The sequence below is a fragment of the Microbacterium sp. UBA837 genome (assembly GCF_002296025.1).
Classification (GTDB): Bacteria; Actinomycetota; Actinomycetes; order Actinomycetales; family Microbacteriaceae; genus Microbacterium.
Window position 1 is genome coordinate 1 of record NZ_DBHD01000006.1, and the last position, 11,537, is coordinate 11,537.

The window sequence follows — 11,537 nt, forward strand, 5'->3', positions numbered from 1 at the left end:
GCCACCGTAGCCGTGCCGTCATCTCGGATGCGGTAGCAGATGTCGTCGAGAAGGATGAGTTCGCCGTCGAGGCCTTCGAAGGTGCCGATTCCGAAGTCACCGCGGCGGCGGAGGCTGCCGACGGTGGTCTCGCCGTCGTAGACGCCGTCAAGAAGCGCGGCGATGACGCTCGTCTGATGGATGGTGTGGCGCGCTGTGGTCACGCCTCGAGGCTATCGGCGGGAGGTGCCGCTGGTGTGGGTTGCGGCGCGCAGCTACCGCGCTCGCGAAGATCCGTAGACTCGCGGCGTGACCGTGAAACGGCGCATTGTGATCGCGCCCGACAGCTTCAAGGGGTCGGTATCGGCGCGGCGTGCAGCTGACGCGTTGGCGCGGGGCTGGGGCCGGGCAAGGCCCGACGATGAGGTGATTGTTCGTCCGATGGCTGACGGCGGCGAAGGGACGCTCGACGCGTTCTTGGCGGCGATCCCCGGCGCCACGCTGCGGCCGATGCGGGCGACAGGCGCTGACGGTGAGCGCCATGACAGCGCGTGGGTGCTCGTGCCTCCGGAGGGTTCGTGGGGCGGCACTACCGCAGTCATCGAGTTGGCGTCGACCTCGGGAATCGAAGCGCTACAGGGTCGTCTGCGTCCCTGGGATGCTGACACCACGGGGGTGGGCGAGGCGATCGTCGATGCGCTGCGAGCCGGCGTATCCCGCATCATGGTCGGTCTCGGTTCGAGTGCCTCCACGGACGGCGGGGCCGGGATCCTCCGCGCCCTGGGTGCACGCATCCTTGATGCGGATGGCGAGCCGATCGCGCCGGGCCTTCGCGGCCTCAGGGATGTCGCGAGCGTCGACCTGTCAGGGCTCGCCTCCCTGCCCTCGGGCGGCGTGATGGTGCTCGCCGACGTCGACACTCCGCTGTGCGGTCCTCGGGGCGCTGCCGCTGTCTTTGGCCCTCAGAAGGGTCTGCGTGACCACGAGATCGCCGAGGCTGATGCGGCGCTCGCGGCGTGGGCTGCGAAGATGGGGACGCCGCCGGACGTGCCGGGCGCGGGAGCCGCCGGTGGAGCCGGGTTCGCTATGCACGTCTGGGGTGCGAAGATCGTGTCCGGCGCCCGCTATGTGGCCGAACTCATCGGACTGCCCAGGCTCCTTACGCCCGACACGATCGTGGTCACGGGTGAAGGCGCCTACGATCGGGCGACAACGGCCGGGAAGGTGCCGGAGGTCGTCGCCCGGCTGGCGCAACGCACCGGAGCACGTGCGGCGCTTGTCGCGGGCCGCGTCGACGGCGCTGCCGACACTCACGCATTCGCTGCGGCACTCTCGCTCGCCGAAATTGCGGGGGATCCGGCCGCCGCGTTGGCCAGTCCGGAGCGCTACCTCGAGGCCGCTGGATCCGTGCTCGCGTCACGGCTTGCGGAGCCGGCCTGACCTCAGTTCGACGCGGAAGCCTTGGCTATCGGCTGTGTGATGACCGAGAGGGGGCGCGTCTCGTCAAGTCGAAGCCGGAGCCTGCCACCCCGGTGCACTCGCCCCGACCAGACGAGCCAGGTGATGGCTATGGCCGCGGCGATCAGGGACGCGAGGGTTCCTAGCTGGATGGCGGCGCGAGGCCCGAGCTCGTCCGCAACCCAGCCGACGATCGGTGCCCCCACCGGGGTGCCTCCGAGCAGAATGGCGACGTAGATCGCCAGGACGCGCCCGCGCAGGTGAGCGTCAGTCGTTGCCTGGACGTATCCGTTGGCCGTCGAGAGGATCGTGACGACGGTGAATCCGGTGAACACCAGCGTTACGGCATACAGCGCGTACGTCGGCATGACAGACGAGATCGCTGACGCCACCGCGAATCCGAGGACCCCGGCGATCACGACCCGAACCCGCGCGCGGTCGCGCCTGGCGGCAAGCAGGGCGCCCGTGAGCGACCCGATCGCGAGCACGGAATTCAGCAGGCCGAATCCGTCGGCTCCAGCGCCGAACTCGAGAGCCATCGTGGAGGCGTAGATCGGAAAGTTCATGCCGAACGCGCCCAGCAGGAACACGACGATGAAGACCACGATCAGGTCGGGTCGGGTGGCGACATAGCGAAATCCGTCGGAGAGGCGGGAACTACCGTGGGTGACAGCGCGGGGGGTGAGCTCGTGCCGGCGCATCGCGAGCAGGGCGCCGATCGTTGCGAGGAAGGTGAACGCGTTCACGATGAACATCCATCCGGTCCCGACCAGAACGATGAACAGGCCCGCCACTGCGGGTCCGATCATCCGCGCCGCGTTGAAGGATGCCGAGTTCAGCGCCACAGCGTTGCTGGTGTTCTCCTTCGTCACCAAGTCCGAGACGAAGGCCTGGCGCGCCGGATTGTCGAAGGCGGCGACAAGGCCCAGCCCCAGGGCGAACGCATACATGAGGGGGAGCGTCATGGCGCCGGTGAGGATGAGGATGCCGATCGCCGTGGCAAGCAGCAGTGAAACGCCCTGCGTCGCGAGCAGGATGTGGCGTCGCTCGAACCGGTCGGTTGCCCACCCCGTCAGGCCCACGAGCAGGAGGGGCGGCCCGAACTGGAGGGCCATCGTGACCCCGACGGCACCCGCATCACCAGGAGTCAGCTCGGTGAGGACCACCCAGTTCTGGGCTGTCGACTGCATCCAGGCGCCGACGTTCGACACGAGAGCGCCGATGAACCAGACACGGTAATTGAAGATCCCGAGGGACCGGAACATTGTGCTCACTGCGCTGCCAGCCGCTGCAGGATCTCCGCGGCCGCAGCCAGCGTCATCCGCTCTTGTTCGCTGACGTCAGCAAGCACTGTCTCGACCCATGCATCGCGGCGTCGAGTCGTCTCGTCGACAACGGCTCGCCCGGCATCGGTGATCGTGATGACGACCTTGCGACCGTCGCTGTCATCTGCTGACCGCTCGACATATCCGGCATCCTGCAGACAGTTGACCGTTCGGTTCATCGACGGCGGCGAGACCCGCTCGCGCTCCGCGAGCTGGCCGAGCGTGCGCGGTCCGTGCAGGTAAAGGCCCGCGAGAACCGCGAACTGACCATCGCTCATCGAGTCGACCGAGCGCTCCGTGCGCATCCGCCTCGCAAACCGGAAGACGCCTATGCGCAACTGCGAGGCGTCGCCGGCGAGGGGATGCGAATCAGGAAATGATGTGGGTTCGGTCACGGTTTCTTTAGCATAGCTCATTAGTCATGCTAAGGAAATTGCGCGTCCTACTTCCGTGGACCCGGGGCAGCACCGCGCGGCCGGGGATCAGTCAGTCGCGGTCTTCGGTGCGTTCTCGCTGTGGTCGCTCTCGGTCGCCTCTTCCGGACGGCGGGAGGGGAGAGCGAGTGTGGCGACCAGCCCGATGGCCAAGAACCCGGCAGCGGTGAACGCCGCGTAGCGGGTGCCGTCTGAAAAGGCGGTCTTGGCGGCATCCGCGGCAGCCGACGTCGCCGGCGACTGCTCGAGCTGCGCGATGGCACCGCCGGCGCTTTGAACGACTGCCGTCACGATCTGATCGGCCTGGTCGCTGGCCATTCCTTGGTCTTCGAGGTTCGAGGCGAGGATGCCGGCGGTGCTCGTGAATAGGACGGTGCCGAGGATGGCAATGCCCAGCGCCGAACCGATCTGGCGAGCTGTCGACTGGGTCCCTGAGCCCTGGCCGCTTCGCTCGACGGGAACGTCCACCAGAATGACGCCGGTCAGCTGCGCGGTGGCAAGGCCGACCCCGAATCCGTAGATGAACAGGGCGGGGATGACCCAGCCCCACGCGGCATCCGGAGCGATGACCAGCCCGACCCACACCACGCCGATGATCTCGGCGGCAAGACCCACGCGCACGACCCAGACCGCCGGGATACGCGAGCTCGCGCCGGCTGCCGCGCCGCTGGCGACGAACGACCCGCCAGCGAGGGCCAGCAAGATGAGCCCGGTCTGCAGGGCGTCGAACCCGAGAACGAACTGCAGCCAGAGGGGGAGCGAAAGGATGATGCCGAACTCGCCGAGCGAAACGAGCATCGCCGCGATGTTCCCGTTTCGGAAGGTACCGATGCGGAAGAGGCTGAACGAGAGCAGCGAGACCCGACCCGTACGCTCGCGGTGGATGCCCCACGCGATGAAGGCGACGGCGCCGAGGATTGCGATGAGGAACGCGACGGGGACGGGAGAGAGCGCCCACGGCCAGGTCCAGGACCCGATCGTGAAGTCGCCCTCGGTGGCCCACCACCCCAGGGTCCGCCCCTCGATGAGGCCGAAGACAAGTGCGCCGAACGTGATGAACGAGAGCGCGCCGCCCATGATGTCGATCGAGCGGGTGTTCTCATCGCGCGACTCGGCAACCGTCAGCAGCACCCCGATGATGATGAGGATGCCGAGCGGGATGTTGATCCCGAACGCCCATCGCCACGAGAACGCGGTAGTGAGCCATCCGCCCAGCAGCGGCCCGACCGCCGCCATGCCGCCAATTGTCGAACCCCAGACAGCGAACGCGATTCCGCGCTCGCGGCCACGGAAAGTCGCGTTGATCAGCGACAGGGTGGTCGGCAGGATCATCGCACCGCCGATGCCCCGGATCAGCCGCGCAAGGATCAGCAGGTCTCCGGTGGGCGCGAAGGCTGCCGCGATGGACGAGAGCACGAAGATCACGACGCCGAGCAGCATGATGCGGCGGCGGCCGAAGCGGTCTGCCAGTGATCCGAACACGAGTAGGAGCGACGCGAAGACCAGCGTGTAGGCCTCCTGCACCCACTGCACCTGCGTCGAGGTGATCCCGAGATCGTCGACGATCGCCGGAATAGCCACGTTGACGATCGTCGAGTCGACGATGATCAGCGAAACGGCGATGCTGATGAACACGAGGCCGAGCCAGCGACGATTTCGCACGTCGCTAGCTTATCTAGCTAAATACTCGCCGCAAGAGGCATCTCGCATCAGCCTCTGCCCGGCCCGCTAAGCTTCCGGCATGCCCGAGTACACCGACGTGCACGGTGTCGAGATCGTCTACGACCTCGCCACTCCCGTGACCACTCCCCGCGGCGTCATCCATCTCCTCCACGGCGTGGGCGAGCACGCCGGCCGCTATGGCGCGGTGATCGGTGCGCTGACGGATGCTGGGTTCATCGTCTACGCCGACGATCATCGCGGTCACGGCCGCACCGGGATGCGCCAGCACGGCAGCAGCGAGCGCCTCGGTCGCCTCGGCCCCGGCGGCTTGCGTGCGACGATCGACGCGGTCTGGCAGTTGAGCGAGATGGCTAGGGCGGAGCATCCGGATCTTCCCTTCATCCTGCTCGGTCACTCGTGGGGATCCTTCATCGCGCAGATCCTCGTGAACCGTCATTCGGCGGCGATCGATGGACTGATCCTCAGCGGGTCGGCGTTGCGCTGGCCGGGATCGCTGAACTCGGGTGATCTGAACGCGCCGTGGCAGGGCCCGAACGCCAACGGCATGGAATGGCTCTCGACCGATCCGGCAGTTGCCGAAGCGTTCCTCGCCGATCCGCTCACGACCTCGACTCCGCTGGCCAAGCTCTTCGGGCCCGTCGATACGCTCCGACTGCTCGGCAAACCCGGTCGTCATCTCGAGCACGACGTGCCGACCCTCATCATGGTGGGGCGCGAGGACACCGTCGGCGGCCCGCGCAGCAACCATTTGCTGGCGGATGCCTATCGCACGCGTTCGGGGTTCACCGATGTCACCACGCTCGTCTACCCGGGAGCGCGGCACGAGATCTTCAACGAGGCCCAGCAGGCCGAGGTCCGCGCTGACCTCCTGGCGTGGCTCGATGCCCGCTTCCCGGTCCGCGACTGACGGTCCGCGCCTCGGCGCGCAGCTCCTCCTAGGCTGGTGCCATGCACGCTGAGTACAAGGTCCCGGGCGGAAAGCTCGTCGTCGTCGACCTGGATGTCGAAGCCGGGAGCTTGGCGAATGTGCGACTCGCTGGCGATTTCTTCCTCGAGCCCGACGATGCCCTCGGCGCGATCAACGCGGCGGTGTCGGGCCTTCCCTCCGAAGCCGACGTGCCCACGATCGCTGCGGCCGTACGTGCGGCGCTCCCTGACGGTGCACAACTTCTGGGGTTCACGCCCGAGGCCGTGGGCACCGTGGTGCGCCGGGCGCTCGTGACCGCATCCGGCTGGAAAGACTTCTCATGGCAGATCGTCCACGACCGCCCGGTCTCGCCGCGCATGAACCTCGCGCTCGACGAAGTACTCACGACCCGTGTGGGCGACGGGCGACGGATGCCGACCCTGCGCCTGTGGGAATGGAATGAGTCGGCGGTCGTCATCGGATCGTTCCAGTCGTACCGCAATGAGGTGGACCCGGAGGGTGCCCGCCGTCATGGCTACGACGTCGTCAGGCGAATCTCGGGCGGCGGCGCGATGCTCATGGGCGCCGATGCGATCATCACGTACTCGCTCTCGGTTCCCGCGTCGCTGGTGGCGGGCATGACCTTCGCCGACTCCTACGCGTTCCTCGACGACTGGGTTCTGCAGGCGCTGCGCTCGCTGGGAATCGATGCGACGTACCAGCCGCTCAATGACATCGCGAGCCCGGAGGGCAAGATCGGCGGCGCCGCGCAGAAGCGGTTGGCCAATGGTGGTGTGCTGCATCACGCGACGCTCAGCTACGACATGGACGGTGAGGTGCTCACCGACGTGCTCCGCATCGGCCGGGAGAAGCTCAGCGACAAGGGGACGACCTCGGCCGCCAAACGCGTCGACCCGCTGCGGCGGCAGACGGGACTGCCTCGCGAGGCGATCATCCAGGCCTTCGCCGACACATTCACCACGCTCTACGGCGCCGAGGTCGGGCATATCACCGAAGAGGAATACGCCGAAGCAGAGGCTCTCGTCGCGTCGAAGTTCGCCACCGACGCGTGGCTGCATCGGGTTCCGTGACCGTCACGATCCATCACGGCGACAATCTGTCCGTGATGCGCGGACTGCGGGATGCGTCCTTCGGTCTGGTCTACCTCGACCCCCCGTTCAACACCGGGCGCCTCCGGGAGCGGGCAGTCGAATCAGCCAGCACGCCCCGGGATGAGCGGCTTCCGGGCGCTGTGACCCGGCGCGGATTCCACGGTCGCGACTACGAACGGCTGCGGGGAGACCTGCGTGTGTACGACGACCGGTTCGACGACTACTGGGGCTTTCTCGAACCGCGAGTGCTCGAGGCGTGGCGACTGCTTGCCGACTCCGGCACTCTGTACCTTCACCTCGATTACCGCGAGGCGCATTACGCGAAGGTGCTCCTGGATGCAGTGTTCGGTCGCGACCACTTCCTCAACGAGATCATCTGGTCGTACGACTACGGTGCGAAGACCCGCAAACGGTGGCCCACCAAGCACGACACGATTCTCGTCTACGTGAAAGATCCAGCGCTGTACTGGTTCGATTCCGAGGCCGTTGATCGCGAGCCGTATATGGCGCCGGGGCTCGTGACCGCTGAGAAAGCGGCCCGCGGCAAGCTCCCGACAGATGTGTGGTGGCACACGATCGTCCCGACGGCGGGGCGCGAGAAGACCGGATATCCCACTCAAAAGCCCGAGGGTGTGCTGCGGCGAATCGTGCAGGCATCCTCTCGCCCGGGCGAGGCTGTCCTCGACCCGTTCGCCGGGTCGGGAACGACAGGTGCTGTCGCCCAGGCGGTGGGGCGCGACGCCGTGCTCATCGACGCGAATCCCGAAGCGATAGCGGTGATGCGGACCAGGATGCCGCTCGCGATGATCGTCGAAAACTGACCCGTGCTTCGGCTACGCGAGCCTAGGCTGACGCTATGCGATTCGGAATCTTCATCCCCCAAGGCTGGCGACTCGACCTCGTGGGAATCGATCCCGCGCAGCAGTGGGAAGCGGTGAACGGACTGGCTCAGCGCGCCGATGCAGGGCCCTGGGAATCCCTCTGGGTCTACGACCACTTCCACACGGTGCCCGTCGCGACCCAGGAGGCGACACACGAGGCGTGGACGCTGATGTCAGCGTTCGCAGCGTCGACCAGCCGCATCCGTCTCGGCCAGATGTGCACCTGCATGGGCTATCGAAACCCGGCCTACCTTGCGAAGGTCGCCGCAACGGTCGACATCATCTCGGGTGGCCGCGCCGAAATGGGTATCGGTGGCGGATGGTACGAGCATGAGTGGCGGGCCTACGGGTACGGCTTCCCGGAGGTACGCGATCGCCTCGCGATGCTGCGCGAGGGAGTGGAGATCATGCACCAGGCCTGGACGACGGGCTCGGCATCTCTTGACGGGAAGTACTACCAGGTCGACGGCGCGATTGTGCAGCCCCAGCCGCTGCAAGCAACACAGCCGCTGCAGCGCCCGGGGATTCCCTTCTGGATCGCTGGTGGCGGCGAGAAGGTCACGCTGAAGATCGCAGCGAAGTACGCGTCGTACACGAACTTCGCCGGCAGCGTCGAGGAGTTCGATCACAAGCTGTCGGTCGTGCGCGAGCACTGCGCGACGCTCGGTCGCGACCCGGGCGAGATCACCGCGTCGTCGAACGTCAACACGATCGTGGGTGCGACCGAGGCAGAGGCAGAGGAACGCCTGCGTGCGGTCCTGGGGCGCCTCGCGCCGTTCGTCGGTGACGAGCGACTTGCCGGCATCGAGGCCGAGTACCGCGGGTCGCTCGGTTTCGGCACTCCCGAGCAGGTGGCCGAGCGGCTGCAGAAGCGCGCGAGCCACGGACTCGGGTACGCGATCCACTACTTTCCCGAAGCGGCATACGACACCAGCGGCATCGAACTGTTCGAGGCGGAGGTCGTGCCGGCGCTTGCGTGAGCCGGCCGGCGCGGGTCAGAGCAGGGCTCGGACGCTGGCGTAGCCGTCCGCGATGGTTCCGGGGCCAGTGACGTCGAAGATCCGCGTGCGACCGGGCTCGGCCGACCATCTCTCCCACCCCGGATCGCCAACCCGCACGAAGGCTGACGCAGCACCGTGCACCGCATCCGCCAGGAGTTGAGGCGGGTCGTCGCCGGTGAGTGCGTCAACCCGCTCCCGGTCGAGCACGTCGAACCAAAACGGCACGTCGACGCAGTGGCACGCCCAGCCGATGCGCGTCGAGGCCCACGAGAAGCGGTACACCCAGGTCGGCGCTTCGCCACGGGCCGCCGCAATCCGTACGACGCCGCTGCGGAACACCTTGTCGGAAACGTAGCGGCCGAGCAGGGCTGCCGTACCGAGCCGGTGCTGCTCCGCATTGTCGGAAAGATAGCCGCGCCGCATCGGCCGACTCACACCGAGCGCACCAAGCGCGACTGTGGCCGGAACGAAGCGGAGCTTACCGCGGGCGTCGTCAGTGATCATCGTGAATTCGTCGTCGGTTGATCCCACCACGAGCGGCTTGTTCGCGCCAACCCCCGATGCGATCGATTCCGGCGTCGTGGTCGTCAGCAGATCACCGTCGACGAGGGGACCCCACGGCAGACCGTCGTCGAGCAGCGAGCGAATTCCCGACAGTCGGGCTCCGCCACGCTCGCTGACCGTCTGCTGCAGCCCGATCAGCGCATCCGAATCGACGGATGCGAATCCGTCGCGCGTGGCAGGGACCCCGGCGAGTTCAGCGAGCTGCGCCGCAACGTTCTCGGCGCGCGCGAGCGAGACATCGCCGAGCGCCGGGGAGAGCGCCCAGACCCGCTCGAAGAGGTGCTGGGCAGCCGGCATCCCGAGCAGCGTCAGCACGGCGCCACCGCCAGCGGATTGCCCGGCGATCGTGACAGCATCCGGGTCTCCGCCGAACGCCGTGATCTCGCGCTGGACCCATTCGAGCGCCGCCAGCCAGTCGCGCACGCCGCGATTGCTCGGGGCTCCCTCGATGAGGCCGAACCCGTCGAAACCGAGCCGGTAGGACACGACGACAGTGACGACTCCGCGGCGCGCGAACGACTCGCCGTCGTACCAGGGGCTTGCCGGCGATCCCGAAACGTAGCCGCCGCCGTGGATGTAGACCAGTACCGGCATCCGTGCTGACGGGTCGCCGGGTCGGGGCGTGAACACGTTGACGTTCAGGGTCGAGTCTCCGGGAACCGACGGCTCGGGGATGAGGGTGACCTCGGCGACGGGGCCGCGTTGTGGTGTCGCGCCGAAGCTCGTAGCATCCCGAACGCCGGTCCACGGCTCGATGGGAACCGGCGCCGCGAACCGTAGTTCACCGACCGGTGGCCGGGCGAACGGGATGCCGAGGAAGGCGGCAGACCGAGCCTCACCGCTGGTGCGCCACAGGCCCCGCACTGCGCCGGAGGTGGTTTCGACGACGGGTGCCTCTCGGCTTGGTAGCGGTGTGGGATTGGTCACGGTGTCGCGGCGGGCTTCTGCTCTAGGGCGGCGAGGAGCTGGTCGATGATACCCGCCATGTCAACGGTGGGGTCGACGAGCCACTGGAGCTGCAGGCCGTCAGCGACTGCCTGCAGAATCCGGGCATAGACATCGGGTGGCAGGCTGTCGGACGCTGCAGTCAGCTCGAAGGCTCCCCGCACTGTTTCGCCCCGCTCGAGAAAGTAGTCGTGGGCGGGATGCTCGGGGTTCGCGGCCTCGACGGCCAAGCGCGAGAAAAGCTCGACGAGACCTGGAACTTCGCTGTTGTGGCGGATGACGCGAATCACGCTGTCGCGGATCACGGCGGGGTCGACCGGATCGGCGTCCTTCGACCTGTCATCGGGCAGACCGAACTGTTCACCGTCGTGTTCGTCACGCTTGCGCAGGACCTCGGTGAACAGCTCCTCTTTGCTGTCGAAGTAGTGCAGCAAGCCCGCCTGGCTGAGCCCAACGGCCTCCGCGATGCGCTTGACGCTCGCGCCGTCGTAGCCCTCGGTCGCGATCACATCGAGTGTACGTTCGAGGATCTCTTCGCGCTTGGCTACGCCCTTCGCGTACGACCCTCGTTGTGCCATGAGACGAGTGTGCCCAATGATGCTTGTTTTTCAAAACCTAGTGTCATGAGGTTTTCGTCGAGTCTGCTGTTGGAAGGAAATCCATGACTGACAATGACGTCACAGCCACTGTCGCTGATCTGACCCTGGAAGAGAAGGCGTCGCTGACCAGCGGGCTGAACTTCTGGCACACCAAGCCGGTCGAGCGGGTAGGCATCCCGTCGATCATGATGACCGACGGACCGCACGGCCTTCGTAAGCAGGCGGGTGCCGGTGACCACCTGGGCGTCGGATCGAGTGTGCCGGCGACCTGTTTCCCGCCGGCCGTCGGGCTTGGGTCGTCGTGGGACGTCGAGTTGCTCGATCGGGTCGGCCGGGCCCTCGGCGCCGAGACGTCGATCGAGGGTGTCGCCGTGCTCCTCGGACCCGGCATCAACATCAAGCGCTCGCCGCTGTGCGGTCGCAACTTCGAGTACTTCTCCGAAGACCCCTTGATCTCTGGCGTGCTCGGCGCCGCATTCGTCACGGGCGTCCAGTCGCAGGGCGTCGGTACCTCGCTCAAGCACTTCGCCGCGAACAATCAAGAGACCGATCGGATGCGAGCGAGCTCCGACATCGACCCTCGGCCACTACGCGAGATCTACCTGCGCGGGTTCGAACGGGTCGTGCGCGATGCTCAGCCGTGGACGGT

At 67.0% G+C, this 11,537-nt stretch carries 12 protein-coding genes; 6 read left to right on the top strand and 6 right to left on the bottom strand.

The genetic code is table 11. The annotated features are described in order from the left end of the window. Positions 1 to 203, bottom strand: a 203-nt coding sequence (locus B3587_RS00940) for an acetolactate decarboxylase (RefSeq protein ID WP_292725879.1), incomplete at its 3' end; no start/stop codon positions are given. 85 nt (positions 204 to 288) lie between these two features. Here B3587_RS00940 and B3587_RS00945 point away from each other — a divergent pair. Then, a complete protein-coding gene (locus tag B3587_RS00945) occupies positions 289 to 1,419 on the top strand; it encodes a glycerate kinase (protein ID WP_348681155.1) in 1,131 nt (376 codons plus the stop codon). 2 nt (positions 1,420 to 1,421) lie between these two features. Here B3587_RS00945 and B3587_RS00950 read toward each other — a convergent pair whose 3' ends face one another. From B3587_RS00950 to B3587_RS00960, 3 genes are all read right to left on the bottom strand, one after another. Beyond that, positions 1,422 to 2,702 (bottom strand): MFS transporter, encoded by a 1,281-nt coding sequence (locus B3587_RS00950; RefSeq protein ID WP_292725881.1) that lies wholly within the window; start codon positions 2,700 to 2,702, stop codon positions 1,422 to 1,424. A gap of 5 nt (positions 2,703 to 2,707) precedes the next feature. Further along, positions 2,708 to 3,157, bottom strand: coding sequence for a MarR family winged helix-turn-helix transcriptional regulator (locus tag B3587_RS00955; RefSeq protein ID WP_414683103.1), 450 nt, complete (start codon positions 3,155 to 3,157; stop codon positions 2,708 to 2,710). Positions 3,158 to 3,244: 87 nt separating this feature from the next. Further along, positions 3,245 to 4,858 carry an MFS transporter gene (locus B3587_RS00960; RefSeq protein WP_292725885.1) on the bottom strand — a complete coding sequence of 538 codons (1,614 nt, stop codon included), beginning with the start codon at positions 4,856 to 4,858 and terminating at the stop codon, positions 3,245 to 3,247. Positions 4,859 to 4,937: 79 nt separating this feature from the next. Here B3587_RS00960 and B3587_RS00965 point away from each other — a divergent pair, with 79 nt between their 5' ends. Genes B3587_RS00965 through B3587_RS00980 form a run of 4 tightly spaced genes read left to right on the top strand, consistent with a single transcriptional unit; the run spans position 4,938 to position 8,759 of the window. Then, a complete protein-coding gene (locus B3587_RS00965) occupies positions 4,938 to 5,786 on the top strand; it encodes an alpha/beta fold hydrolase (protein WP_292725887.1) in 849 nt (282 codons plus the stop codon). Positions 5,787 to 5,827: 41 nt separating this feature from the next. Continuing rightward, entirely contained in the window at positions 5,828 to 6,877 is a 1,050-nt protein-coding gene (locus B3587_RS00970) for a lipoate--protein ligase family protein (protein ID WP_292725888.1), read from the top strand. Positions 6,878 to 6,912: 35 nt separating this feature from the next. After that, positions 6,913 to 7,719, top strand: coding sequence for a DNA-methyltransferase (locus B3587_RS00975; RefSeq protein ID WP_292725899.1), 807 nt, complete (start codon positions 6,913 to 6,915; stop codon positions 7,717 to 7,719). 35 nt (positions 7,720 to 7,754) lie between these two features. Continuing rightward, positions 7,755 to 8,759, top strand: coding sequence for an LLM class F420-dependent oxidoreductase (locus B3587_RS00980; protein WP_292725890.1), 1,005 nt, complete (start codon positions 7,755 to 7,757; stop codon positions 8,757 to 8,759). A 15-nt stretch (positions 8,760 to 8,774) separates the two neighbouring features. Here B3587_RS00980 and B3587_RS00985 read toward each other — a convergent pair whose 3' ends face one another. Beyond that, positions 8,775 to 10,271, bottom strand: coding sequence for a carboxylesterase/lipase family protein (locus tag B3587_RS00985; RefSeq protein WP_292725892.1), 1,497 nt, complete (start codon positions 10,269 to 10,271; stop codon positions 8,775 to 8,777). Beyond that, complete coding sequence (locus tag B3587_RS00990; RefSeq protein WP_292725894.1) at positions 10,268 to 10,867, bottom strand: TetR/AcrR family transcriptional regulator; 600 nt, start codon at positions 10,865 to 10,867, stop codon at positions 10,268 to 10,270. Before B3587_RS00990 ends, B3587_RS00985 begins: the two co-directional genes overlap by 4 nt. A gap of 83 nt (positions 10,868 to 10,950) precedes the next feature. Between B3587_RS00990 and B3587_RS00995 the strand changes: the two genes are divergently transcribed. Then, the coding region (locus B3587_RS00995) for a glycoside hydrolase family 3 protein (RefSeq protein WP_292725895.1) at positions 10,951 to 11,537 on the top strand (587 nt) is incomplete at its 3' end.